Consider the following 24,346-nt stretch of genomic DNA (forward strand, 5'->3'; position numbering starts at 1 on the left):
GTTTCACGCGTATGACGGCATTCGATCTGCGCGTGAGACAAGACAATACATGTTCAATTATCGGGATTGAACGAAAAGGCCGGCCAATCGAATTAACGCGTGGCCGGCCTGAAAAAAAAGAAACCCGGCGCAATGCCGGGTTTCTTCGTCTGATATCCGGTGCCTTTACGCGGCCTGGATGTTCGACGCTTGCTTGCCCTTCGGCCCTTGAACGACCTCGAAGCTAACCTTCTGGCCTTCCTTCAGGGTCTTGAAGCCCTGCATGTTGATGGCCGAGAAGTGCGCAAACAGATCTTCACCGCCCTCGTCGGGAGTGATGAAACCGAAGCCCTTCGCGTCGTTGAACCACTTAACGATACCAGTTGCCATTTTCCTACTTCCCCTGTCACACAGTCGCTGCTACTTACCACGAGCACGCTCGAAAAGCTAAACGACCGGAAAATACAGCCGTTCCCCCCTCACAAGCTCACCTTCGGCCTCTTTCATTTCGCCAACCGACGAGTTGAAAAAAGTGCCAGCTTGATTGTTGGCGCTCTTTATTTGAGTGTCAAGCGGAATTTTTAGACGGTTAGAGGGCCGTTGTAAAGAACCCATTTTCAGGGTTTTTCCGGCTTTGCTTTGCAGCATGCCGCCGAGCGCGCGGACTTGAAAAGTCGCATAATCGGCTCATATACCAGGCTCGAGTGACACGCGATCGAGTCGTCCCGGCTTGTGGGATACTGGATGCGGATGCGACGGTCCGGTGCGGTTTCCCCCTGACGGTTCGTGTTCCGCGCCACGCGTGAAAGCCGGCACCGCAGCCGGCTTTCGTATGGCACGAAGACGATCGCGAGTCGTCGGGAACCAGGGAGGGCGCCGGCCGGTCGGTCGGGTAATGGCAGGATTGCGGGCCTGTCCGAGTTGTTTAGAATGGGTGTATGGCGATTATCCCGGACAAGCAGGACAGCACCGTCCTGGAACGCAAGCAGCAGAAGCTCAAGCCGCCTTCGATGTACAAGGTGGTGCTGCTGAACGACGACTTCACGCCGATGGAGTTCGTCGTGATGGTCGTACAGGAGTATTTCAAGAAGGATCGCGAGACGGCCACGCAGATCATGCTGAAGGTCCATCGTGAAGGGCGAGGGGTTTGTGGGGTCTATACGCGGGACATCGCGTCGACCAAGGTTGAGCAAGTCGTTACCCATGCGCGGCAGGCCGGGCATCCGCTGCAGTGCGTGATGGAGGAAGCATGATTGCCCAGGAATTGGAAGTCAGCCTGCACATGGCGTTCATGGAAGCACGCCAGGCGCGCCATGAGTTCATTACGGTCGAGCATCTGCTGCTGGCCCTGCTGGATAATCCGACGGCAGCCGAGGTGTTGCGCGCGTGTGCGGCCAACATCGAGGACTTGCGTCAGAACCTGCGCAATTTCATCCACGACAACACACCGACCGTCCCGGGCACCGACGATGTCGATACCCAGCCGACGCTCGGTTTCCAGCGCGTGATCCAGCGCGCGATCATGCACGTCCAGTCGACGTCGAACGGCAAGAAGGAGGTCACCGGCGCGAACGTGCTGGTCGCGATCTTCGGCGAGAAGGACTCGCACGCCGTCTATTACCTGCAGCAGCAGGGCGTCACGCGCCTGGACGTGGTGAACTTCATTTCGCACGGCATCGCGAAGACGAACGGCGGCGAAGCCGCGAAGTCGGCCGACGCGAACGCGGAAAGCGAAGACGCGAACGCGCAAAAGGAAACCCCGCTCGCGCAGTTCACGCAGAACCTGAACCAGATGGCGAAGGACGGCCGCATCGATCCGCTGATCGGTCGCGAGCCGGAAGTCGAGCGCGTCGTGCAGGTGCTGTGCCGCCGCCGCAAGAACAATCCGCTGCTCGTCGGCGAAGCCGGCGTCGGCAAGACCGCGATCGCCGAAGGGCTCGCCTATCGCATCACGCGCGGCGAAGTGCCGGACATCCTCGCGAACGCACAGGTGTATTCGCTCGACATGGGCGCGCTGCTCGCGGGCACCAAGTATCGCGGCGACTTCGAGCAGCGTCTGAAGACGGTGCTGAAGGAGCTGAAGGAACGGCCGCACGCCATCCTGTTCATCGACGAAATTCACACGCTGATCGGCGCGGGCGCCGCTTCGGGCGGCACGCTCGACGCATCGAACCTGCTGAAGCCGGCGCTGTCGTCGGGCACGCTCAAGTGCATCGGCGCGACCACGTTCACCGAATATCGCGGCATCTTCGAAAAGGACGCGGCGCTGTCGCGGCGCTTCCAGAAGGTCGACGTGACGGAGCCGACCGTCGAGCAGACGGTCGCGATCCTGCGCGGGCTGAAGTCGCGCTTCGAGGAGCATCACGGCGTCAAGTATTCGTCGGGTGCGCTGTCGGCCGCGGCCGAGTTGTCGGCACGCTTCATCACCGACCGTCACCTGCCCGACAAGGCGATCGACGTGATCGACGAAGCGGGCGCCGCGCAGCGCATCCTGCCGAAGTCGAAGCAGAAGAAGACGATCGGCAAGAGCGAGATCGAGGAAATCATCTCGAAGATCGCGCGCGTGCCGGCGCAGAGCGTGTCGCAGGACGATCGCAGCAAGCTGCAGACGCTCGATCGCGACCTGAAGAGCGTCGTGTTCGGCCAGGATCCGGCGATCGACGCACTCGCGGCGTCGATCAAGATGGCGCGTGCGGGCCTCGGCAAGATGGACAAGCCGATCGGCGCGTTCCTGTTCTCCGGCCCGACGGGCGTCGGCAAGACCGAAGTGGCGCGTCAGCTCGCGTTCACGCTCGGCATCGAGCTGATCCGCTTCGACATGTCGGAATACATGGAGCGTCACGCGGTGAGCCGCCTGATCGGCGCGCCGCCGGGCTACGTCGGGTTCGACCAGGGCGGCCTCCTGACCGAAGCCGTCACGAAGAAGCCGCACTGCGTGCTGCTGCTCGACGAAATCGAGAAGGCGCATCCGGACATCTTCAACGTGCTGCTGCAGGTGATGGACCACGGCACGCTGACGGACAACAACGGCCGCAAGGCGGATTTCCGCAACGTCATCATCATCATGACGACGAATGCGGGCGCCGAGTCGATGCAGAAGGCGACGATCGGCTTCACGACGCGCCGCGAGACGGGCGACGAGATGACCGACATCAAGCGCCTGTTCACGCCGGAGTTCCGCAACCGTCTGGATGCGATCATCAGCTTCCGCTCGCTCGATGAGGAAATCATCATGCGCGTGGTCGACAAGTTCCTGATCCAGCTCGAGGAGCAGCTGCACGAGAAGAAGGTCGACGCGCTCTTCACCGACGCGTTGCGCAAGCATCTCGCGAAGCACGGCTTCGACCCGCTGATGGGCGCGCGGCCGATGCAGCGGCTGATCCAGGACACGATCCGTCGCGCGCTGGCCGATGAACTGCTGTTCGGCAAGCTCGTCAATGGCGGTCACGTGACGGTCGACGTCGACGAAAACGACAAGGTGCAGTTGTCGTTCGACAAGCTGGCGAATCCGCCGCACAAGCCGAACGAAGAGACGGTCGAAGTCGAGTAAGCGATAATTCGTTGTTCATGCGAACGGCGCGGGAAGTTTTCCGCGCCGTTTCGCTTTATCTGGCGCCGGTGGCGCGATGGTGGTGCAGGGGAGTGGTAACGCGGTGACACAACAACAACGGTCGTTCGACAACATCGTCGCGCGCGAACAAGGGTTGCGCCATGCGCTGACGTCGGGGCAGATGGCGATGATCGCGATCGGCGGCGCGATCGGCACGGGGCTGTTCCTCGGCAGCGGGTTCGCGATCGGGCTCGCGGGCCCGAGCGTGCTGGTTTCGTACGCGATCGGCGCGCTGATCGCGCTGCTGCTGATGGGCGCGCTCGCGGAAATGACGGTCGCGCATCCGACGGCCGGCTCGTTCGGTGCGTACGCCGAGCATTACGTCGGCCCGCTCGCGGGCTTTCTCGTGCGCTATGCGTACTGGTTCGCGGTCGTGTTCGCGATCGGCACCGAGATCAGCGCGATCGCCGTCTTCATGAAGTACTGGTTCCCCGCCGTGCCCGGCTGGTACTGGGTGATCGGCTTCTCCGCGCTGCTGATCGCGGTGAACCTCGCGAGCGTCACGCTGTACGGGTCGGTCGAATATGCGTTCTCGTTGCTGAAGATCGCGGCGATCGTCGTGTTCATCGCGCTCGGCGCGTATCTCGTGTGGGCGGCGCCGGCGGCCTCGGGCATCGGCTTCGCGAACTACACCGCGCACGACGGCTTCATGCCGAAAGGGCCGTGGGGCACGTGGGTCGCGGTGATCGTCGCGATCTTCAGCTACATGAGCATCGAGGCGGTCGCGATCGCGGCCGGCGAGGCGCGCGATCCGCAGCATGCGGTCACGCGCGCGTTCCGCTCGACGGTGTTCCGGCTCGTGCTGTTCTACCTGCTCACGCTGTCGCTGATGCTCGCGATCGTGCCCTGGACGCAGGCCGGCACCGACGAAAGCCCGTTCGTGAAGGTGATGGCCGCGACGCACGTGCCGTACGCGGCCGGCGTGATCAACTTCGTGTTGCTGATCGCGGCGCTGTCGGCGATGAACAGCCAGCTCTACGTGACGACGCGGATGATGTTCAGCCTGTCGCGCGCACGGCTCGCGCCGGCCGTGTTCGGCCGGCTCGGCAACAACGGCGTGCCGCGTGCGGCGCTGTGGATCTCGACCAGCGGCGTCGCGGTCGCGGCGGTGCTGGTCGCGCTGTCGCCGGATACCGCGTTCACCGTGATGATGGCGATCGCGATGTTCGGCGCACTGTTCACATGGCTGATGATCTTCGTCACGCACCTGCGTTTTCGCGCGCAATATCGTGGCCCGGCGCTCGCGTTCCGGATGTGGGGGCACCCGTTCGGCAGCCTGCTCGGTGCGGGGCTCGTCGGCGCGATCCTGCTGACGACCGCTTTCACGCGCGAATTCCGGATGACGATGGTGGTCGGCGTCGTGTTCGTCGTGCTGCTGACGCTCGCGTACGCGCTGCACTACCGGCACCGGCACGCGCGTTGACGCGCGTTGACGCGCGGCTGCGCGCGCCGCGGGCTGCGCGGCGCTGCCACACCGCTAAGGTTCCGTTAAGCCGGCGGCGACTACATTCGAACCTGTCCGCGATCCGGGCTGGCGCGCGCCAGTCCGTCGCCATCTGTAAAAAGGGGTTCGAATGAACAAACTTCCTGAAATCACGCTCGCGTTCTGGATCATGAAGATCTGCGCGACGACGCTCGGCGAGACCGGCGGCGACCTGCTGTCGATGACGCTGAACGTGGGCTATGCGGCGAGCTCGATCCTGCTGTTCGGTTTCTTTCTCGTGACGCTGGGCGCCCAGCTCAGAACGACGCAGTATCGCCCGGCGATCTACTGGGCGGTGATCGTCGCGACGAGCACCGCCGGCACGACGATGTCCGATTTCATGGACCGGACGCTCGGCCTCGGCTATGCCGCCGGCTCGTCGATTCTCGTCGCGATCCTGCTGGCGATCTTCGCGGTATGGCGGCTGAGCGGCGAATCGCTGTCGGTCGACCTGATCCGCACGCGCAAGGTCGAACTGCTGTACTGGATCGCGATCCTGTTCTCGAACACGCTCGGCACCGCGCTCGGCGATTTCCTCGCGGACAGCTCGGGCCTCGGCTTCGGCGGCGGCGCGCTGCTGATCGGCGGGCTGCTCGCACTGATCGTTCTGGCCCACTATTTCACGCGCATTTCGGGCGTGCTGTTGTTCTGGGCCGCGTTCGTGCTCACGCGTCCGTTCGGGGCGACGGTCGGCGACCTGCTGACGAAACCGGTTGCCAAGGGCGGGCTCGCGCTCGGCACCGTCGGATCGTCGGCGGTGCTGCTCGGCGTACTCGTCGCGATGGTGATCTACGCGATCATCGTGCAGGCGCGGCGACGCGAGCTCGTGCCCGCGCGGATTGCGCAGACGGCCGATCGGTGAACGGTCGCGGAAAAAGGAAAGGGGCCGCGAGGCCCCTTTTTTGCATGGCGTCGTTCAGTGTCGGCCGGTGCTGCCGAAGCCGCCTTCGCCGCGATCGCTTTGCGCGAAGTCGTCGACGATGTTGAATTGCGCCTGCACGACCGGCACGATCACGAGCTGCGCGAGCCGCTCGAACGGGTTCAGCACGAACTCGGTCTGGCCGCGGTTCCACGTCGAGATCATCAGCTGACCCTGGTAGTCGGAATCGATCAGGCCGACGAGGTTGCCGAGCACGATGCCGTGCTTGTGGCCGAGGCCCGAGCGCGGCAGGATCAGCGCCGCGTAGCCGGGATCCGCGAGGTGGATCGCGAGGCCGGTCGGTACGAGCGTCGTTTCGCCCGGCTGCAGCGTGACGGGCGCGTCGAGACACGCGCGCAGGTCGAGGCCCGCGCTGCCGGTGGTGGCGTAGGCGGGCAGGTAGTCGCGCATGCGCGCGTCGAGAATCTTCAGATCGAGTTTCATGCGGTCGTCGAATCGGTCGGGAAGAGCGCGGCGGCGCGGGCCGCCGCGCGGGTGATCAGATCAGGCGGTTGTCCGGCAGGCGCTTCGCGATTTCCGCGACGAGCACGTGCGCGAGTTCGTCCTTCGGGGCGCGCGGCAGGCGCGTGAGGCCGGCCGCCTCGAACAGCACGACTTCGTTGTCGTCGCGGCCGAACGTCAACGGACCGAGATTGCCGACCAGGAGCGGCACGTTCTTGCGCTTGCGCTTCTCGTCGCCGTGCACGTCGAGGTCGCCGCTTTCGGCCGCGAACCCGACGCAATACGGCGGATCGGGCAGCGCCGCGACCGACGCGAGGATGTCCGGGTTCTCGACGAACGCGAGCGCCGGCATCTTGCGGTCGGCCGTCTTCTTCATCTTGTGCTCGGCCGGATGATCGACGCGCCAGTCGGCGACCGCGGCCACCGCGATGAAGATGTCGGCGTCGGACACGGCTTGCATCACCGCGTCGTACATCTGCTGTGCCGTCTGCACGTCCTGGCGGTATACGCCCCACGGCGTGTCGAGCGCGACCGGCCCCGCGACGAGATGCACGTCGGCGCCGGCCTGCTGCGCGGCGCGCGCGAGCGCGAAGCCCATCTTGCCGCTCGAGCGGTTCGTGAGGCCGCGCACCGGATCGAGCGGCTCGAACGTCGGGCCGGCCGTGATCAGCACGCGACGGTGCGCGAGCACCTTCGGCGCGAAGTGCGCGACGATCGCTTCATAGATCGCCTCGGGTTCGAGCATGCGTCCGTCGCCGACTTCGCCGCACGCTTGCGCGCCCGAATCGGGGCCGAGCACCGTCACGCCGTCGGCGCGCAGTTGCGCTGCGTTGCGCTGCGTGGCCGGGTTCTGCCACATCTGGCGGTTCATCGCGGGCACGACGAGCAGCGGGCAGTCGCGCGCGACGCACAGCGTCGACAGCAGGTCGTCAGCGAATCCGTGCGCGAGCTTCGCGAGGAAATCCGTCGACGCGGGCGCGATCACGATCGCGTCAGCTTCGCGCGACAGGTCGATGTGCGCCATGTTGTTGTCGATGCGCGCATCCCACTGGCTCGTGTAGACGGGCCGGCCGGACAGCGCCTGCATCGTGACGGGCGTGATGAACTGCGTGGCGGCTTCGGTCATCGCGACCTGCACGGTCGCGCCCGCCTTCGTCAGCAGCCGGGTGAGCTCGGCGATCTTGTAGCAGGCGATGCCGCCCGTCAGGCCGAGAACGAGGTGTTTTCCTGCGAGTTCTGCGTGTGCCAACTCAGGCCTCCAAGGGTCAAACGGAACGGCCGGCGCAAAGCCGGCCGTCGACACCGAGTATGCGCGCTCAGCGCGAGCCGCGCACGCGACGCAGTTCGTCGTAGATCAGCAGCACCGCACCGATCGTGATCGCGGAATCGGCGAGGTTGAACGCCGGGAAGTGCCAGGCGCCGAGGTGGAAATCGAGAAAGTCGATCACGTGGCCGTAGATCAGCCGGTCGATCACGTTGCCGAGCGCGCCGCCGAGGATCAGCGCGAGCGACAGGCTGAACAGCCGCTGCTGGCCGTGACGGCGCAGCAGGAAGCAGATCACGAGCGTCGCGCCGATGCCGAGCGCGGTGAACGCCCAGCGCTGCCAGCCGCTCGCGGTCGACAGGAAGCCGAACGCGGCGCCGCGGTTGTACACCAGCACGAGGTTGAAGAACGACGTCAGCGCATGCTGCGCGCCGTACGCGAACGTTTTCAGGATCGCGATCTTCGACAGCTGGTCGAACAGAATCACGATCAGCGAAATGCCGAGCCAGGGCGCGAGCGCGCCGCTGGCCGGTTTCGACACAGTCTTCGCCATATTCAAGCAGCGCTCCGGTTTTCGCCGTTTTCAAACAGGTTCGAGAAGCAGCGGCCGCACAGCGTCGGATGATCGGCGTGCGCGCCGACGTCCTCGCGGTAATGCCAGCAGCGTTCGCACTTCTGGTACTTCGACGCCGCGACGTCGACGCTTTCCTGCGCTTCGTCGTCGACCTTCACGACCGTCGCCGCCGACGTGATCAGCACGAACTTCAGGTCTTCGCCGAGGCTCGCGAGGGCGTCGTAGCGCGCACCGCTCGCATGCACGGCCACTTCCGCCTGCAGCGACGAACCGATGCGGTTCGCGGTGCGTGCCTCCTCGAGCGCCTTCGTCACGTTGCCGCGCACGTCGCGCAGCAGCGCCCACTTCTCGATCAGCGCGGCCGCGCCGGCGACTTCCGGATACGTGTAGTAGGTTTCCGTGAACACGGTGTCGCTGGCCGGCTGGAACACCTTCCACGCTTCTTCCGCGGTGAACGACAGGAACGGCGCGAGCACGCGCAGCAGCCCGTGCGTCAGGTGGTACAGCGCGGTCTGCGCGGAGCGACGGGCGCGCGAATCGGGCGCGCTCGTGTACAGGCGGTCCTTCAGCACGTCGAGGTAGAAGCCGCCGAGGTCCTCCGAGCAGTACGTCTGCAGCTTCGCGACGACCGGATGGAACTCGTACTTCTCGTAGTGGCCGAGCAGTTCCGTCTGCAGTTGCGCGGAGAACGCGACCGCGTAGCGGTCGATCTCGAGCCATTCGCCGACCGGCACCGCGTGCTGCGCGAAGTCGAAGTCCGACAGGTTCGCGAGCAGGAAGCGCAGCGTGTTGCGGATGCGGCGATAGCCTTCCGTCACGCGCTTCAGGATTTCCTCGGAGATCGCGAGCTCGCCCGAATAGTCGGTCGACGCGATCCACAGGCGGATGATTTCCGCGCCGAGACGGTTCGCGACTTCATGCGGATCGATGCCGTTGCCGAGCGACTTGCTCATCTTGCGGCCTTCGCCGTCGACCGTGAAGCCGTGCGTCAGCAGGCCCTTGTACGGCGCGCGGCCGTCGATCATCGACGCGGTCAGCAGCGACGAGTGGAACCAGCCGCGGTGCTGGTCCGAGCCTTCGAGGTACAGGTCGGCCGGGAACTGCAGCTGATCCTTGTGCGAGCCGCGCAGCACGTGCCAGTGCGTCGTGCCCGAGTCGAACCACACGTCGAGCGTGTCGCGGTTCTTTTCGTACAGGTTCGCGTCGTCGCCGATCAGCTCGCGCGGGTCGAGCGTCTGCCATGCCTCGATGCCCGACTGCTCGACGCGTTTCGCGACTTCCTCGAGCAGCTCGAGCGTGCGCGGATGCAGCTCGCCGGTTTCCTTGTGCACGAAGAACGCCATCGGCACGCCCCATTGGCGCTGGCGCGACAGCGTCCAGTCGGGACGATTCGCGATCATGCTGAACAGGCGCTGCTTGCCCCACGACGGATAGAACGCGGTTGCCTCGACGCCTTCGAGCGCGGTTTCGCGCAGCGTCTTGCCGTCGTCGCGCGGCTTGACGTCCATGCCGGCGAACCACTGCGACGTCGCGCGGTAGATGATCGGCGTCTTGTGGCGCCAGCAGTGCATGTAGCTGTGCGTGTATTTCTCGCTGCGCAGCAGCGAGCCGGCCGCGTTCAGCGCGTCGACGATCTTCGGGTTCGCGTCCCAGATCGACAGGCCGCCGAACAGCGGCAGCGATTCGATGTAGCGGCCGTCGCCCATCACCGGGTTGATGAAGTCCGAATCGGTCATCCCGTGCGCCTTGCACGACTGGAAGTCCTCGATGCCGTAGGCCGGCGACGAGTGCACGACGCCGGTACCCGTGTCGGTCGTCACGTAGTCGCCGAGGTAGACGGGCGCGGTGCGCTTGTAGCCGGGGTGGGCCGATGCGAGCGGGTGGTGGAAGCGCAGGTTCGCGAGCTTCACGCCGGGCGCGGTCGCGACGACGCGGCCCGTCAGCTTGAAGTCGGCCATGCAGGTTTCGACGCGTTCTTCCGCGATGATCAGCAGCCCGCGCTCGGTGTCGACCAGCGCGTAGACGATTTCCGGATGGAGGTTCAGCGCCTGGTTGGCGGGGATCGTCCACGGCGTGGTGGTCCAGATCACGATGCCGCCCTCGGCGCGCGGCAGCGCGGGCAGGCCGAACGCCTGCGCGGTCTTTTCCGGTTCCGCGAACGCGAACATCACGTCGATCGTCGGGTCGGTGCGGTCCTTGTACTCGACTTCCGCCTCGGCGAGTGCCGAGCCGCAGTCGAAGCACCAGTTCACCGGCTTCAGCCCGCGATACACGTAGCCCTTCTCGATGATCTTGCCGAGCGCGCGGATCTCTTCCGCCTCGTTGACGAAGTTCATCGTCTTGTACGGGTTCGACCAGTCGCCGAGCACGCCGAGGCGCTTGAAGCCGACCTTCTGCTTCTCGATCTGCTCGGTCGCGTACGCGCGCGCCTTGCTCATCACTTCGGCCGCCGGCAGCGACTTGCCGAACTGCTTCTCGATCTGGATCTCGATCGGCATCCCGTGGCAATCCCAGCCCGGCACGTACGGCGCGTCGAAGCCGGCCATGTTGCGCGACTTCACGACGATGTCCTTCAGGATCTTGTTGACCGCGTGACCGAGGTGGATGTCGCCGTTCGCATACGGAGGGCCGTCGTGCAGGATGAACTTCGGCCGGCCCTGGCTGGCCGCGCGGATCTTGTCGTAGATGCCGCGCTCTTCCCATTCCTTGACCCACTGCGGTTCGCGCTTGGGCAGGTCGCCGCGCATCGGGAACGGCGTGTCGAGCAGGTTGACCGGATACTTGGCCTGCGGTTTCGAATCGGCTTTCTTGTTGCTCATGATGGGATCGCTATCTAAATCGGGGGACGCTCGTGCGTCGTGAATCGGGGATGCGCGCGTGTCGGCGGCGCGAGGGTGCGGCGCGGGGCGCCGCCGGCCGGATCAGCTAATTCGGTCGGTCGCCGATGTCGCGAAGCCGGTCGCGCGGCTGCCCGGCGCGCGGTCGCGCTCGATGAAGTACGCGCGCGCGTTCGCGACGTCCAGCGCGATCGCGCGCGACAGCGCCTCGAGGTCGTCGAACTTCGCCTCGTCGCGCAGCTTCTTCAGGAATTCGACGCGGATGAGCTTGCCGTACGCGTCGCCGTGCCAGTCGAGCAGGTGGACTTCGAGCAGCACGCGGCCGGAATCGTCGACGGTCGGACGCAGCCCGAGGCTCGCGACGCCCGGCAGCGGGGCGGGGCCCAGGCCGTGCACCTGCACGACGAAGATGCCCGCGAGCGCCGGCCGCTTGTGTGCGATCGGCAGGTTCAGGGTCGGGAAGCCGAGGTCGCGGCCGAGCTTCAGCCCGTGCGCGACGTGGCCGCTGATCGCGTAGCCGTGGCCGAGCGCCTGCGCGGCCGCGTCGAGATCGCCCGCGGCGAGCGCGGCGCGCACGCCCGAGCTGGAGATGCGCGTGCCGTCGCTGCCGGCGACCGTGCCCATCTGCTCGACCTCGAAGCCGTACTGCTCGCCGGCCGCCTTCAGCGTGTCGAAGGTGCCCGCGCGCTTCGCGCCGTAGCAGAAATCGTCGCCGACCATCATCCAGCGCGTGTGCAGCCCGCCGACCAGCGTGCGTTCGACGAACGCCTGCGGCGACTGGCTCGCGAACGTATGGTTGAAGTGCTCGACGACGACGCGGTCGACCCCGTGTTCGCGCAGCGCTTCCAGCTTGTCGCGCAGCATCGCGATGCGCGGCGGCGCGCCGGCCGGGTTGAAGAATTCGCGCGGATGCGGCTCGAAGGTCATCACGCACACGGGCAGGCCGCGCGCGTCCGCTGCCGCGCGCACGCGCGCGAGCAGGGCCTGGTGGCCGCGATGGACACCGTCGAAGTTGCCGATCGTCAGCGCGCACGGCGCGCGGCTCTCGGCGTTGGGCAGGCCGCGGAAGACTTTCACGATAGCGGATGCAGCGTCGGGGGAATGGGCGGTGGGATGCCGCAAAGCAGAAGATTATAAACGTTCGGGCGGCCCGGCGGCCGAGAAGGGGGGAAACGCGGGGGCGAATGGTAAAATTCGCGGATGAAAAAACTCGTGATCCTGATTTCCGGTCGCGGCAGCAACATGGAGGCCATCGTCCGCGCGTGCGCGCAGGAGCGCTGGCCGGCCGAGGTCGCCGCCGTGATCGCCAACCGGCCCGACGCGGCCGGCCTGGCTTTTGCCGCGTCGCACGGGGTGGCGACCGCGGTGGTCGACCACCGGTCGTTCGACAGCCGCGACAGCTTCGACGCGGCACTCGCCGCCGAAATCGACCGCTTTGCGCCCGATCTCGTCGTGCTCGCCGGCTTCATGCGCATCCTCACGCCCGATTTCGTCAGACGATATGAAGGCCGGCTGCTGAACATCCACCCGTCGCTGCTGCCGAGCTTCAAGGGCATCCACACGCACCAGCAGGCGCTGGATGCCGGCGTCGCGCTGCATGGCGCGAGCGTGCATTTCGTGATTCCCGAACTCGACAGCGGCGCGATCGTCGCGCAGGGCGCGGTGCCCGTGCGCGCCGGCGACGACGCGGCCGCGCTCGCGCAGCGCGTGCTGACGGTCGAGCACGTGCTGTATCCGCGTGCGGTGCGCTGGTTCGTCGAGGGGCGCCTGCGCCTCGAGAACGGCCGGGCAGTGGTGGCGCCGGAAGAGGCGCGCTGGATTTTCGCGGATCAACCGCATACCGAAACGAGCGAGGGCGTATGAAGCTGCACGGATTCCTGATTGGCCAGACCGAGACCTTGCTGGCCGAGGTGCTGAAGTTCACCGGCCCCGCCGACGCGACCACGAGCCGGTTCTTCCGCGCGCACCCGAAGCTCGGCCACGCCGAACGCGGCGTGATCGCCGAGGCGGTGTTCGCGGTGCTGCGCCGGAAGATGGAGTTTTCGCACCTGGCCGAGAGCGGCACGGGCAGCCCCGCGCGGCGCCTGACGTTGCTCGGCCTGATGCAGACGCTCGGCCGCAATGCGCTCAAGCCGTTCGTGTCCGACACCGAGGCCGCGTGGCTCGAGCACGTGTCGAAGATCGATCCGGCGAGCCTGCCGGTGCGCGTGCGCACGAACCTGCCGGACTGGATCTATCAGGCGCTGTCGGCCCGTTTCGACGCCGAGGAGCTCGCGCAGCTCGCCGCGGCGCTGAATTACCCCGCGCCGCTGGACCTGCGCGCCAACGCGCAGAAGGCGACGCGCGAACAGGTGATCGACGCGCTGCGCGCGAACGGCATCGACGCGGGCGAGACGCCGTTCGCGCCGCAGGGCGTGCGCGTCGTCGGCAAGCCGGCGCTCACGCGCCTGAAGCTGTTCGAGGAAGGCCAGATCGAGGTGCAGGACGAGGGCAGCCAGCTGCTGTGCTCGCTGGTCGCGCCGCGTCGCGGCGAGATGGTCGTCGATTTCTGCGCGGGCGCCGGCGGCAAGACGCTCGCGCTCGGCGCGATGATGCGCTCGACCGGGCGCCTGTACGCGTTCGACGTGTCGGAAAAGCGCCTGACGAAGCTGAAGCCGCGCCTCGCGCGCAGCGGGCTGTCGAACGTGAATCCGGTGCTGATCGACAGCGAGCACGACGCGAAGATCAAGCGGCTCGCCGGCAAGATCGACCGCGTGCTGGTCGACGCACCGTGCAGCGGCCTCGGCACGCTGCGCCGCAACCCCGACCTCAAGTGGCGCCAGACGCGCACGTCGATCGAGGAGCTCACGCCGAAGCAGGCGTCGATTCTCGCGAGCGCGGCGCGTCTCGTGAAGAAGGGCGGCCGGCTCGTCTATGCGACCTGCAGCGTGCTCGACGCGGAGAACGAAGCGATCGTCGAGCAGTTCCTGGCTGACCATCCGGACTTCGTGCTGGTGCCCGCGCAGAAGGTGCTGGCCGACCAGCGCATCGAGCTCGAGACCGGCGACTACCTGTCGCTGTGGCCGCACCGCCATGCGACCGACGGCTTCTTCGCCGCGGTCCTCGAACGACGCGCGCAGTAACGGCAGGACCCACGGATGATGCAGAACCGCCTGCTGTCGCACCGGCTCGCGTCGGTGATTCGCGACTTCAACCAGCCCGTGATGATCTGGCAGGCGGCGATCCTCGTCGGCGCGCTGTGTTTCGCGTGGGTTGCCGCGCGCTTCGTGCACGGCCGCATCGACGCGCGCCGGCGCGCGGCCGGCCGGACGCCGGGCGCCGGTGCGCAAAGCCTGAAGCGCGCGCTGTTCCCGCTGTTCGGCGGCCTGTTCGTGCTGGCCGCGCAGCTTGGGTTCGACCCGTTCATGTCGACGTCGCTGCTGTCGCTCGCGCTCGTGCCGCTGTTCGGCATCGGGCTCATCTACGTGCTGTTCTTCTTCGCGCGGCGCGTGTTCGCGCGCGACGGCCATACGCATGCGTGGCTGTCGATCGTCGAGAAGATCGTGTCGGTGATCGTGTGGGCGGCGATGGTGCTGACGGTGCTCGGGATCCAGCGCGACGTGATCGCGTGGCTCGACAGCGTGCAGTTCCGCGTCGCGAATGCGCACCTGACGCTGCTGTCGGTGATTTCCGGCGCGTTGTGGGTGTGCGTGACGCTGATGGTCGCGATGTGGCTCGGCTCGGTGCTGGAGGAGCGCCTCGCGCGCGCCACCACGCTCGACGCGAACCTGAAGGTCGTGATGTCGCGCGTCGGCCGCGCGCTGCTCGTGTTCGCGGCGATCCTGATCGGGCTGTCGCTCGTCGGCATCGACGTGACGGTGCTCGGCGTGTTCGGCGGCGCGGTGGGCGTCGGCCTCGGCTTCGGGCTGCAGAAGATCGCCAGCAATTACGTGTCGGGCTTCATCATCCTGCTCGACCGCTCGCTGCGGCTCGGCGACGCGATCAGTGTCGGCGGGCTGCAGGGCGTCGTCACGCAGATCCGCACGCGTTATACGGTCGTGCGCGGCCTCGACGGCAACGAGACGCTGATCCCGAACGAGAAGCTGATCACCGACGTCGTGCAGAACCAGTCGTCGTACCTGACGCGCGGCTACGCGAAGGTCGCCGTGCAGGTTGCCTATACCAGCGACGTCGAGCAGGCGCTCGCGGTGCTCGCGGAAGCCGCGAAGGACGTGCCGCGCGTGCTCGCGGACCCGGCGCCGACCCCCTATCTGGTCAGCTTCGGCGCGGACGGGATCGATCTGGAACTCGGCTTCTGGATCGAGGATGCGGCGAAAGGCACGTCGGGCGTGCGTTCGTCCGTGAACCGCAACATCTGGCGGCTTTTCGGCGAGCACGGAATCTCGATTCCGTTCCCGCAGCGTGAAGTGCGCGTGGTCGGCCTGCCAGACGGTCTGGCCGCGACCGGCGCCGTAGCGGACGGGACGCCTGTGGCGGTGGTCGGCGGTGCGGCGGACGGGCGGGCGTCGGCGGCCTAGGCGCGAACCGGGCGAATCGGGCGGTCAGAACCGGATCGTGGCGCTTTCCCGGTCCGCCGATGGACTGTTTGCGTTGCGTCAAGACAAGAAAATATTCATTTTTTACAAAGACTTGGAACGGTTGAAGTAAAATTCCGGTCTACACGCGGTATGCTTTCATTTTTATGACGTCGGCTTGCGCCGGCATCGCTCTCACCACAGGTAACTGCCTTGTTGAATTCCCTGCTCGATTTTCTTTCCCACGGGCTCCTGCGCTTTTCGTGGTGGCAGGTCGCGTTGTTCGCGCTCGCCGTCACGCACGTCACGATCATCGGTGTGACGGTCTACCTGCACCGCTGCCAGGCGCACCGCGCGCTGGAGCTGCACCCGATCGCGAGTCACTTCTTCCGTGCCTGGCTGTGGATGACGACCGGCATGCTGACGGGCCAGTGGGCCGCGATCCATCGCAAGCACCACGCGAAGTGCGAAACCGAGGAAGATCCGCACAGCCCGCAGACGCGCGGCATCTGGAAGGTGTTCCTCGAAGGCGCCGAGCTGTATCGCGCGGAAGCGAAGAACGAAGAAACGATGCGCAAGTTCAGCCACGGCACGCCGAATGACTGGATCGAGCGCAATCTGTACTCGAAGTACCCGATCCTCGGCGTGAGCCTGATGATGGTGATCGACATCGCGCTGTTCGGCGTGCTCGGCCTGACCGTATGGGCCGTGCAGATGGTCTGGATTCCGTTCTGGGCCGCGGGTGTCGTGAACGGCTTCGGCCACTTCTGGGGCTACCGCAACTTCAACTCGGCCGATGCGAGCACGAACCTGTTCCCGTGGGGCATCGTGATCGGCGGCGAGGAACTGCACAACAACCACCACACGTTCGCGACGTCGGCGAAGCTGTCGAACAAGTGGTACGAGTTCGACATCGGCTGGATGTACATCCGCATCATGTCGGCATTCGGTCTCGCGAAGGTGAAGAAGGTTGCACCGACGCCGCGTCTGAACAAGCCGAAGACGGTGCTCGACCAGGAAACGCTGCAGGCCGTGCTGTCGAACCGGTACGAAGTGATGGCGCGCTACGGCAAGGCCGTGAAGCGTGCGTACCGCCAGGAGCTCGCGCATCTGAAGGAACTCGGTTCGAGCGAGAAGTACCAGCTGATGCGCGGCGCGCGCAAGTGGTTCCACAAGGACGCCGACGGCCTCGACGAGCCGCAGAAGAAGCTGCTGCCGGAGATTTTCGCGAACAGCCAGAAGCTGCATACGTACTTCCAGCTGCGCCAGGATCTGGCCGCGATCTGGGATCGCTCGACCGCCTCGCGCGAACAACTGCTCGCGCAATTGCAGGATTGGTGCCATCGCGCGGAACAAAGCGGCATCAAGGCGCTGCAGGAATTTGCGACGCGCCTGCGTCGCTACGCCTGATTCGAAATCGATTAGAATCTCAGGACGTCACAAACCCCGCGTTGGCGGGGTTTTTTCATTTGGGCGGCCGGTTTTCGAAGGGCGACCCGACGTGCCGGAATTCGCATGAGGCTCGGGGCCGCGCCGACGTGGCGCCCCGGGGCAAGCGTAGAGGATGGGGCCAGAGCAGGTGCTCACGCGCTAACTCTGGTCGAACGCGAAGCATGGGACCCGAGTAAGTGCTGAAGCACTAACTCGGGTCGACAGGAGATATGGAGATGCAATCGACGATCAAACCCGTCGAGTACGACCGGCCGGTCTCGGCAGGGACCGTCTGCGGCGTGGGCCAGGCGTGGGCCAAGGTGCCCGAGGCACCGTCCGCCGAAGAACGCACCGCGCTGAAGGCGCGCATCAAGGCGCTGCTCGCGCGTGAAAAGGCCGTGCTCGTCGCGCACTACTACGTGGATGCCGAGCTGCAGGAACTGGCCGACGAAACCGGCGGCTGCGTCGCCGATTCGCTCGAAATGGCCCGCTTCGGCCGCGACCACGACGCACAGACGCTCGTCGTCGCCGGCGTGCGCTTCATGGGCGAAACCGCGAAGATCCTGAGCCCCGGCAAGCGCGTACTGATGCCCGACCTCGACGCGACCTGCTCGCTCGATCTCGGCTGCCCGGTCGACGAATTCTCCGCGTTCTGCGATGCGCATCCCGACCGCACCGTCGTCGTCTACGCGAATACCAGCGCCGCCGTGAAGGCGCGCGCCGACTGGATGGTCACGTCGTCGATCGGCCTCGAGATCGTCGCCGACCTGCACGCACGGGGCGAAAAGATCATCTGGGCACCCGATCGCCATCTCGGCAGCTACATCCAGAAGAAAACCGGCGCGGACATGCTGTTGTGGCAGGGTTCGTGCCTTGTCCACGACGAATTCAAGGGCATCGAGCTCGACCTGCTGCGCGCCGAGTATCCGGACGCGAAGGTGCTCGTGCATCCCGAGTCGCCGGAAAACGTCGTCGCGCAGGCGGACGTCGTCGGCTCGACGACGCAGCTGATCGACGCTGCCGTGAAGTTCGACGCGACGCACTTCATCGTCGCGACCGACCTCGGTATCCTGCACAAGATGCAGCTCGCGGCGCCCGGCAAGACCTTCATTGCCGCGCCGACGGCCGGCAACAGCGCGACCTGCAAGAGCTGCGCCCATTGCCCGTGGATGGCGATGAACGGCCTCGCGAACCTCGCCGACGTGCTCGAGCGCGGTCACAACGAGATCTTCGTCGATCCCGCGATCGGCGCGCGCGCGCGTCTGCCGATCGACCGGATGCTCGATTTCGCAGCGGCGCACAAGAAGCGCGTGCAGGCGAGCGGCGATCTGCAGCGCGATCAGCAACTGTTTGCGAACGTGGGGGCTGCATGACCAGCGCAGTCTCTCCGTTGTTCGAAGCCGTGCGCGCCCAATACGGCACGGCATTCGACGAAGCGATCGCGCGCAACGTCGCCGATGCGATCGCTGAAGACGTCGGCACCGGCGACCAGACCGGGCGGCTCGTGCCGGCAGGCGAGCGGCGCCGTGCGCGCATCATCGTGCGCGAGGAGGCGGTGTTGTGCGGCGTGCCGTGGTTCGAGGCCGTCGTCGCGCGGATCGATCCGTCGATCGTCGTGCAGTGGCGGTATCGCGAAGGCGACCGGATGACGCCGGATTCGGCGGTCTGCGAACTCGAAGGGCCGGCGCGCGCGCTGTTGACGGCCGAGCGCAACGGGCTGAACTTCCTGCAACTGCTTTCGGGCGTCGCGAGCGCGACGCGTCGTTACGTCGATCGCGTCGAAGGCACGCGCGCGAAGATCCTCGATACGCGCAAGACCCTGCCGGGCCTGCGGCTCGCGCAGAAGTACGCGGTGCGCGTCGGCGGCGGCGAGAACCAGCGTCTCGCGCTGTACGACGGCATCCTGATCAAGGAAAACCATATCGCGGCGGCCGGCGGTGTCGGCGAGGCGCTCGATGCGGCGTTCGCACTCGATGCCGGCGTGCCGGTGCAGGTCGAAGTCGAGACGCTCGCGCAGCTCGACACGGCGCTCGCGCATGGCGCGCAGTCGGTGTTGCTCGACAACTTCACGCTCGACATGATGCGCGAGGCGGTGCGCGTTGCGTCCGGCAGGGCCGTGCTCGAGGTGTCGGGCGGTGTCAATTTCGATACGGTGCGCACGTTCGCGGAGACGGGCGTCGACCGCATCTCGATCGGCGCGCTGACGAAGGACGTGCACGCGACCGACTATTCGATGCGGATCGTTGACTGACCGCGCGACATACCGTCTGACGAAAAAAGCCGCTGGCGCTCAAACGCCGGCGGCTTTTTTTCGTGGGCCGCAAGCCGGAAGGGCGTGCCGCTCAGCGGCGCGAGCGGGGCGTGAGCACGCTCGGCAGCGCCTTCGGCAACGTGTGCGGCCAGTCGCGGCTGTAGTGCAGCCCGCGGCTTTCGCGGCGCGAATACGCGCTCTTCACGATCAGCGTCGCGACGTCGACGAGATTGCGCAGTTCGAGCAGGTCGCGCGTCACGCGGAAGTTCGCGTAGTACTCGTGGATCTCGTCGCGCAGCAGCGACAACCGGTGCTTCGCGCGCTCGAGACGCTTGTCGGTACGCACGATGCCGACGTAGTTCCACATCAGCCGGCGCAGTTCGTCCCAGTTGTGCGCGACGACGACTTCCTCGTCCGCATCCGACACGCGGCTTTCGTCCCATGCGGGCAGCGTGCCCGGCGTTTCGGCGTCGAAGCCGGCCGCCTCGATTGCCTCGGCCGCCGCGCGGCCGATCACGAGACATTCGAGCAGCGAATTGCTCGCAAGCCGGTTCGCGCCGTGCAGCCCCGTGTACGACGTCTCGCCGACCGCATACAGGCCCGCGAGATCGGTGCGTCCCGCGAGGTCGGTGACGACGCCGCCGCACGTGTAGTGCGCGGCCGGCACGACCGGGATCGGCTGCTTCGCGATGTCGATGCCGAATTCGAGGCAGCGCGCGTGGATCGTCGGGAAGTGTTCGCGCAGGAAGGCTTCCGGCTGATGGCTGATGTCGAGATACACGCAGTCGATCCCGCGCTTCTTGATCTCGAAGTCGATCGCGCGCGCGACGATGTCGCGCGGCGCGAGTTCCGCGCGCGGATCGTGCGCGGGCATGAAGCGCGTGCCGTCCGGCAGCTTCAGCAGGCCGCCTTCGCCGCGCACGGCTTCCGAAATCAGGAACGATTTCGCGTACGGATGGAACAGGCAGGTCGGGTGGAACTGGATGAATTCCATGTTCGACACGCGGCAGCCCGCGCGCCACGCCATCGCGATGCCGTCGCCGGTCGCGGTGTCGGGGTTCGTCGTGTACAGGTAGACCTTCCCGGCGCCGCCGGTCGCGAGCACCGTGTGCGGCGCCTCGATCGTGATCGTGCGATCGTTGTCGACGTCGAGCGCATACAGCCCGTGACAACGGCGGCCGGGCAGCCCGAGCCGGTCCGACGTGATCAGGTCGATCGCATGGTGGTTTTCGAAGAACGTGATGTTCGGATGCTGGCGCGCGCGGTCGGACAGCGTCGCGAGCACCGCATGGCCGGTCGCGTCGGCCGCGTGGATGATTCGACGGTGGCTGTGGCCGCCTTCGCGCGTCAGATGGAAACCGAGTTCGGCCGCATCGTCCTTCGTGAACGGCACGCCCTGCGAGATCAGCCACTCGATCGCTTCGCGGCCGTGCTCGACGATGTAGCGCGTTGCGCCTTCGTCGCACAGGCCGCCGCCGGCGACCAGCGTGTCGTCGACGTGGTTCTCGATGCTGTCCGCCGAATCGAGGACGGCCGCGATGCCGCCTTGCGCGTTATCGCTTGCCCCCTCCATCATCGAACGTTTCGCGATCAGCGCGACACGTCGCGTGCTGGCCAGGTTGAGTGCGACCGACAGCCCTGCCAGGCCGCTGCCGACGATCGCCACGTCGAATTTCATGCTGCATCTCCATCGTTACGCTTTAGCTCTTGTGCGTTCCGTCGGCCGTGGCCGCGGAAAGGGGAGAGCATACCGCGTCGGGCCCGCGCGTGCGCGCAAAACAAAAAGCCCCGCATGTGCGGGGCTTTTTGGTCGCCGTCAGGCTGGCAGAAACCGGAGATTACTTGATCTTGGTTTCTTTGTATTCCACATGCTTGCGGACGACGGGATCGAACTTCTTGATCGCCATCTTTTCCGGCATGTTGCGCTTGTTCTTCGTGGTCGTGTAGAAGTGACCCGTACCAGCGGTCGACTCGAGCTTGATCTTGTCGCGTGCGCCTTTTGCCATGATTGTGCTCCTTGGGCTTAGGCTTCGCCGCGTGCGCGCAGGTCAGCGAGCACGGAATCGATGCCGTTCTTGTCGATCAGGCGCAGGCCGGCGTTCGAGACGCGCAGGCGCACCCAGCGGTTTTCGCTCTCCACCCAGAACCGGCGGTTTTGCAGGTTCGGCAGGAAGCGGCGCTTCGTCTTGTTGTTTGCGTGGGAAACGTTGTTGCCGCTCATCGGCGCTTTCCCAGTTACTTGGCATACGCGTGCCATGAGAGCACTCCTAATACGCTAAATTCGGGGTTCGATCGCCGATGAAGGTTCCATCGTACCGCCACGTGATCCATGGCTGCACTCAGAACGCCGAAGCCTTTACAGACAAGGCCCTTCGATGGCTAGAACTGGTTGGAAAAAAGACAGACGACGATTCTAGCAGAAAAAGTTCAGAAAAATCAAACCCAATTTCGCTTCGTCGTTGCGGCCACCCCGGGCGGGTCGCCGGGCCACAGTCTACAGCCAACCGGCGCGTGCGAACGAAAATGTATCGGCGGTGCCGACGACCACGTGATCGAGCAGCTTCGCGTCGACGAGCGTGAGCGCTTCGTGCAGCATCCGCGTCAGGCGGCGATCCTCCGCGCTCGGCTGCACCGCGCCCGACGGGTGATTGTGCGCGATGATCAGCGCGGCGGCATTCAGCATGAGCGCGCGCCGCACGATCTCGCGCGGATAGACGACCATTCGCGTCAGCGAGCCGCGGGCGCTCTCTTCCACGTCGATAAGGCCGTGACGGGCGTCCAGGTACAGTGTGACGAACACCTCGTGCGGACGCGTGCCGATCCGGAGCCGCAGATAATCCTCGACCGCGCCTGGCGAGCCGATCTGCATCCGCTCGCGGGCTTTCTCGGCCAGCGCGCGCCGCACGATCTCTGTCACCGCGATCAGCACCGCCGAGCGCGCGGGGCCGATGCCGGGGTGCATGGCGAACGCGCCGGGCTCCGCGTCGAGCATGTCGCGCAGCGAATCGTCGAAACGTGCGAGCAGCGCGCGGGCGCTGGCGAACACGTCGTGGCCGCCGCCGCCCGTGCCGAGCAGCAGCGCGATCAGCTCCGCGTCGGTCAGCGCCGCCGGCCCGCGTTCCAGCAAGCGCTCGCGCGGCAGATGGGGTTTCCAGTTTCGCGGGCGGCGCTTGCCCGGCGGCCTGGCTGCGTCGATGAGGCGGGCCGGAGCGACGGGGGCATCGGCGGTGTCGCGACATTCGGTCGCCGGTGCGGCGGGACAGGGTGACAGCATGATCGAAACTCCATTGGCGGCGGGCGCGGGCGCGATGTCGTCGCACTTTCAGCCTTGCGCGCTCAGGTGACTTACAATATTGGCTTTGCGCCGGGCCTTTCGGCCAGTTCGGGCGCCGACGAACACGAGTCATTCATGAGCATCATCGATCTATCCGAAGTGAAGCCCGGTTCCCATGTCACGCTGCATTACCGGCTTGCATTGGCCGACGGCGCCGACATCGTCAACACCTTCTCCGACAAGCCCGCCACGCTGCTGCTCGGCGCGGGGCAACTGGCGCCCTCGCTGGAACAGATTCTGATCGGGCTCAGGGTGGGCGACCATTCGACTTATCAGCTAACGCCCGAGCAGGGGTTCGGTCCCCGCAATCCCGACATGCTCCAGCGCGTGACGCTGTCGACGCTGCGCGAGAACGGGATGGTCGGCGACGATTTCACGCCGGGCGACCTGATCGAGTTCAACGCGCCGGACGGCGGCCGCTATGCAGGGGTGCTGAAGGAAGTCAGCGAAACCTCGGCGCTGTTCGACTTCAATCATCCGCTCGCGGGCCAAGCGCTCACGTTCGAAGTGAAAATCATCGGAATCCTGTAATCATGAGCACCACCGATACGCTGTCCGGGCAGACCGTCGCCGCCGATGCCGAAATCCTGCTGGCCCAGCCGCGTGGCTTCTGCGCGGGCGTCGATCGCGCGATCGAGATCGTCGAGCGCGCGATCGCGATGCACGGTGCGCCGATCTACGTCCGTCACGAAATCGTCCACAACAAGTACGTGGTCGAGGATCTGAAGAAGAAAGGCGCGATCTTCGTCGAGGAACTCGAGGAAGTGCCGGCCGGCAATACCGTGATCTTCAGCGCGCACGGCGTGTCGAAGGCCGTGCGCGACGAGGCGGACGTGCGCGGGTTGCGCATTTACGACGCAACCTGCCCGCTCGTCACGAAGGTGCACGTCGAAGTGGCGAAGATGCGCCAGGACGGGGTCGACATCGTGATGATCGGCCACAAGGGCCACCCGGAAGTCGAAGGCACGATGGGGCAGGTCGAGCGCGGCATGCATCTCGTCGAAAGCGTCGAGGACGTGCAGAAGCTCGAGCTCGCTGATCCCGAGCGCATCGCGCTCGTCACGCAGACGACATTGTCCGTGGACGACGCCGCCGAGATCATCGGCGCGCTGAAGGCGAAGTATCCGAAGATTCGCGAACCGAAGAAGCAGGACATCTGCTACGCGACGCAGAACCGCCAGGATGCGGTGAAGTTCATGGCGCCGCAGTGCGACGTCGTGATCGTCGTCGGCAGCCCGAACAGCTCGAATTCGAGCCGCCTGCGTGAAGTGGCCGAGAAGCGCGGCGTGGCCGCGTACATGGTCGACGCACCCGATCAAATCGATCCGGCATGGGTCGCCGGCAAGCGCCGCATCGGCGTGACGGCCGGCGCATCGGCGCCGGAAGTGCTCGCCCAGGCCGTGATCGCGCGGCTGCGCGAGCTCGGCGTGCGCAACGTCCGCGCCCTCGACGGCATCGAGGAAAACGTGTCGTTTCCGCTGCCGCGCGGGCTGAACCTGCCGCCTGCCGCCTGATTGCCGCATCGCACCCGTGGTACCCCGAAGCGCGCCGTTTGGCGCGCTTTTTTTTGCGTTGCGAAAATGCGAGCGCAACCATTATTCACACCAATGGTGCAACCCGGTTGCTATCGCTGCGCTTAACCGCCTCTCAAAAATGGTTGCAATGCAGGAAAACCCCATCGAATCAGG

Annotated in this window: 23 protein-coding genes; 12 read left to right on the top strand and 11 right to left on the bottom strand. The window is 65.9% G+C overall.

Annotated elements, in window-relative coordinates; translation table 11 throughout:
- Positions 1–165: 165 nt before the first annotated feature.
- Positions 166–369 (bottom strand): cold-shock protein, encoded by a 204-nt coding sequence (locus WS46_RS25880; protein ID WP_004196460.1) that lies wholly within the window; start codon positions 367–369, stop codon positions 166–168.
- Between the two features lie 57 nt (positions 370–426).
- The gene (locus tag WS46_RS35630; RefSeq protein WP_156437253.1) at positions 427–627 is read right to left on the bottom strand and encodes a hypothetical protein; all 201 of its coding nucleotides are present in this window, start codon (positions 625–627) and stop codon (positions 427–429) included.
- A 290-nt stretch (positions 628–917) separates the two neighbouring features.
- Between WS46_RS35630 and clpS the strand changes: the two genes are divergently transcribed.
- The 4 genes from clpS (at position 918) to WS46_RS25900 (ending at position 5,934) form a co-directional block, all read left to right on the top strand.
- Positions 918–1,232, top strand: a complete 315-nt coding sequence (clpS, locus tag WS46_RS25885) for an ATP-dependent Clp protease adapter ClpS (RefSeq protein WP_006398529.1) — start codon at positions 918–920, stop codon at positions 1,230–1,232.
- The gene (clpA, locus tag WS46_RS25890; protein WP_059527738.1) at positions 1,229–3,529 is read left to right on the top strand and encodes an ATP-dependent Clp protease ATP-binding subunit ClpA; all 2,301 of its coding nucleotides are present in this window, start codon (positions 1,229–1,231) and stop codon (positions 3,527–3,529) included. Before clpS ends, clpA begins: the two co-directional genes overlap by 4 nt.
- Before the next feature lie 103 nt (positions 3,530–3,632).
- Positions 3,633–5,012, top strand: coding sequence for an amino acid permease (locus WS46_RS25895; protein ID WP_059692267.1), 1,380 nt, complete (start codon positions 3,633–3,635; stop codon positions 5,010–5,012).
- A 151-nt stretch (positions 5,013–5,163) separates the two neighbouring features.
- Positions 5,164–5,934 (top strand): hypothetical protein, encoded by a 771-nt coding sequence (locus tag WS46_RS25900; protein WP_059692214.1) that lies wholly within the window; start codon positions 5,164–5,166, stop codon positions 5,932–5,934.
- 54 nt (positions 5,935–5,988) lie between these two features.
- Here the strand turns inward: WS46_RS25900 and dut are convergent, their stop codons facing one another.
- The 5 genes from dut to WS46_RS25925 form a co-directional block, all read right to left on the bottom strand.
- Positions 5,989–6,435: a dUTP diphosphatase gene (gene dut / locus WS46_RS25905; protein WP_059468295.1), complete on the bottom strand. Its 447-nt coding sequence runs from the start codon at positions 6,433–6,435 to the stop codon at positions 5,989–5,991.
- Positions 6,436–6,490: 55 nt separating this feature from the next.
- Positions 6,491–7,702, bottom strand: a complete 1,212-nt coding sequence (gene coaBC, locus WS46_RS25910) for a bifunctional phosphopantothenoylcysteine decarboxylase/phosphopantothenate--cysteine ligase CoaBC (RefSeq protein WP_059692215.1) — start codon at positions 7,700–7,702, stop codon at positions 6,491–6,493.
- 67 nt (positions 7,703–7,769) lie between these two features.
- Positions 7,770–8,270 carry a signal peptidase II gene (gene lspA, locus WS46_RS25915; RefSeq protein WP_059527727.1) on the bottom strand — a complete coding sequence of 167 codons (501 nt, stop codon included), beginning with the start codon at positions 8,268–8,270 and terminating at the stop codon, positions 7,770–7,772.
- Positions 8,271–8,272: 2 nt separating this feature from the next.
- Positions 8,273–11,110 carry an isoleucine--tRNA ligase gene (gene ileS, locus WS46_RS25920; protein WP_059692216.1) on the bottom strand — a complete coding sequence of 946 codons (2,838 nt, stop codon included), beginning with the start codon at positions 11,108–11,110 and terminating at the stop codon, positions 8,273–8,275.
- Positions 11,111–11,212: 102 nt separating this feature from the next.
- On the bottom strand, positions 11,213–12,205 hold the full coding sequence (locus WS46_RS25925) for a bifunctional riboflavin kinase/FAD synthetase (protein WP_059527721.1): 993 nt from the start codon (positions 12,203–12,205) through the stop codon (positions 11,213–11,215).
- A gap of 123 nt (positions 12,206–12,328) precedes the next feature.
- Here WS46_RS25925 and purN point away from each other — a divergent pair, with 123 nt between their 5' ends.
- From purN to nadC, 6 genes are all read left to right on the top strand, one after another.
- Entirely contained in the window at positions 12,329–12,991 is a 663-nt protein-coding gene (purN, locus tag WS46_RS25930; RefSeq protein WP_059527718.1) for a phosphoribosylglycinamide formyltransferase, read from the top strand.
- Entirely contained in the window at positions 12,988–14,250 is a 1,263-nt protein-coding gene (locus tag WS46_RS25935; RefSeq protein ID WP_059692217.1) for an RsmB/NOP family class I SAM-dependent RNA methyltransferase, read from the top strand. Before purN ends, WS46_RS25935 begins: the two co-directional genes overlap by 4 nt.
- Before the next feature lie 15 nt (positions 14,251–14,265).
- A complete protein-coding gene (locus tag WS46_RS25940; RefSeq protein WP_059692218.1) occupies positions 14,266–15,645 on the top strand; it encodes a mechanosensitive ion channel family protein in 1,380 nt (459 codons plus the stop codon).
- A 210-nt stretch (positions 15,646–15,855) separates the two neighbouring features.
- Positions 15,856–17,052: an acyl-CoA desaturase gene (locus WS46_RS25945; protein WP_059527709.1), complete on the top strand. Its 1,197-nt coding sequence runs from the start codon at positions 15,856–15,858 to the stop codon at positions 17,050–17,052.
- Between the two features lie 257 nt (positions 17,053–17,309).
- A complete protein-coding gene (gene nadA, locus WS46_RS25950) occupies positions 17,310–18,446 on the top strand; it encodes a quinolinate synthase NadA (RefSeq protein WP_059692268.1) in 1,137 nt (378 codons plus the stop codon).
- Positions 18,443–19,324 carry a carboxylating nicotinate-nucleotide diphosphorylase gene (nadC, locus tag WS46_RS25955; protein ID WP_059692219.1) on the top strand — a complete coding sequence of 294 codons (882 nt, stop codon included), beginning with the start codon at positions 18,443–18,445 and terminating at the stop codon, positions 19,322–19,324. Before nadA ends, nadC begins: the two co-directional genes overlap by 4 nt.
- Positions 19,325–19,415: 91 nt before the next feature.
- Here the strand turns inward: nadC and nadB are convergent, their stop codons facing one another.
- The 4 genes from nadB to radC all read right to left on the bottom strand — a co-directional run bounded on the left by nadB (position 19,416) and on the right by radC (position 22,598).
- On the bottom strand, positions 19,416–21,002 hold the full coding sequence (gene nadB, locus WS46_RS25960; RefSeq protein WP_059692220.1) for an L-aspartate oxidase: 1,587 nt from the start codon (positions 21,000–21,002) through the stop codon (positions 19,416–19,418).
- Positions 21,003–21,162: 160 nt separating this feature from the next.
- Complete coding sequence (gene rpmG, locus WS46_RS25965; protein WP_006478046.1) at positions 21,163–21,330, bottom strand: 50S ribosomal protein L33; 168 nt, start codon at positions 21,328–21,330, stop codon at positions 21,163–21,165.
- A gap of 17 nt (positions 21,331–21,347) precedes the next feature.
- Positions 21,348–21,581 carry a 50S ribosomal protein L28 gene (gene rpmB, locus WS46_RS25970; RefSeq protein ID WP_004186391.1) on the bottom strand — a complete coding sequence of 78 codons (234 nt, stop codon included), beginning with the start codon at positions 21,579–21,581 and terminating at the stop codon, positions 21,348–21,350.
- A 237-nt stretch (positions 21,582–21,818) separates the two neighbouring features.
- The gene (gene radC / locus WS46_RS25975) at positions 21,819–22,598 is read right to left on the bottom strand and encodes a DNA repair protein RadC (protein ID WP_059692221.1); all 780 of its coding nucleotides are present in this window, start codon (positions 22,596–22,598) and stop codon (positions 21,819–21,821) included.
- A 135-nt stretch (positions 22,599–22,733) separates the two neighbouring features.
- Between radC and WS46_RS25980 the strand changes: the two genes are divergently transcribed.
- Together WS46_RS25980 and ispH are read left to right on the top strand one after the other, a co-directional pair.
- Positions 22,734–23,189 carry a peptidylprolyl isomerase gene (locus WS46_RS25980; protein WP_059468284.1) on the top strand — a complete coding sequence of 152 codons (456 nt, stop codon included), beginning with the start codon at positions 22,734–22,736 and terminating at the stop codon, positions 23,187–23,189.
- Positions 23,190–23,191: 2 nt separating this feature from the next.
- On the top strand, positions 23,192–24,172 hold the full coding sequence (gene ispH / locus WS46_RS25985; protein ID WP_006488968.1) for a 4-hydroxy-3-methylbut-2-enyl diphosphate reductase: 981 nt from the start codon (positions 23,192–23,194) through the stop codon (positions 24,170–24,172).
- Positions 24,173–24,346: the final 174 nt, after the last annotated feature.

The sequence above is a fragment of the Burkholderia sp. RF4-BP95 genome (genome assembly GCF_001521985.1).
Classification (GTDB): Bacteria; Pseudomonadota; Gammaproteobacteria; order Burkholderiales; family Burkholderiaceae; genus Burkholderia; species Burkholderia diffusa.

Coding starts and splice junctions, on each gene's coding strand:
- WS46_RS25880 (WP_004196460.1), bottom strand. CDS start 369: ATGGCAACTGGTATCGTTAAGTGGTTCAACGACGCGAAGGGCTTCGGT.
- WS46_RS35630 (WP_156437253.1), bottom strand. CDS start 627: ATGCTGCAAAGCAAAGCCGGAAAAACCCTGAAAATGGGTTCTTTACAA.
- clpS (WP_006398529.1), top strand. CDS start 918: ATGGCGATTATCCCGGACAAGCAGGACAGCACCGTCCTGGAACGCAAG.
- clpA (WP_059527738.1), top strand. CDS start 1,229: ATGATTGCCCAGGAATTGGAAGTCAGCCTGCACATGGCGTTCATGGAA.
- WS46_RS25900 (WP_059692214.1), top strand. CDS start 5,164: ATGAACAAACTTCCTGAAATCACGCTCGCGTTCTGGATCATGAAGATC.
- dut (WP_059468295.1), bottom strand. CDS start 6,435: ATGAAACTCGATCTGAAGATTCTCGACGCGCGCATGCGCGACTACCTG.
- lspA (WP_059527727.1), bottom strand. CDS start 8,270: ATGGCGAAGACTGTGTCGAAACCGGCCAGCGGCGCGCTCGCGCCCTGG.
- ileS (WP_059692216.1), bottom strand. CDS start 11,110: ATGAGCAACAAGAAAGCCGATTCGAAACCGCAGGCCAAGTATCCGGTC.
- purN (WP_059527718.1), top strand. CDS start 12,329: ATGAAAAAACTCGTGATCCTGATTTCCGGTCGCGGCAGCAACATGGAG.
- WS46_RS25935 (WP_059692217.1), top strand. CDS start 12,988: ATGAAGCTGCACGGATTCCTGATTGGCCAGACCGAGACCTTGCTGGCC.
- WS46_RS25940 (WP_059692218.1), top strand. CDS start 14,266: ATGATGCAGAACCGCCTGCTGTCGCACCGGCTCGCGTCGGTGATTCGC.
- nadA (WP_059692268.1), top strand. CDS start 17,310: ATGCAATCGACGATCAAACCCGTCGAGTACGACCGGCCGGTCTCGGCA.
- nadC (WP_059692219.1), top strand. CDS start 18,443: ATGACCAGCGCAGTCTCTCCGTTGTTCGAAGCCGTGCGCGCCCAATAC.
- nadB (WP_059692220.1), bottom strand. CDS start 21,002: ATGAAATTCGACGTGGCGATCGTCGGCAGCGGCCTGGCAGGGCTGTCG.
- rpmG (WP_006478046.1), bottom strand. CDS start 21,330: ATGGCAAAAGGCGCACGCGACAAGATCAAGCTCGAGTCGACCGCTGGT.
- rpmB (WP_004186391.1), bottom strand. CDS start 21,581: ATGGCACGCGTATGCCAAGTAACTGGGAAAGCGCCGATGAGCGGCAAC.
- radC (WP_059692221.1), bottom strand. CDS start 22,598: ATGCTGTCACCCTGTCCCGCCGCACCGGCGACCGAATGTCGCGACACC.
- WS46_RS25980 (WP_059468284.1), top strand. CDS start 22,734: ATGAGCATCATCGATCTATCCGAAGTGAAGCCCGGTTCCCATGTCACG.
- ispH (WP_006488968.1), top strand. CDS start 23,192: ATGAGCACCACCGATACGCTGTCCGGGCAGACCGTCGCCGCCGATGCC.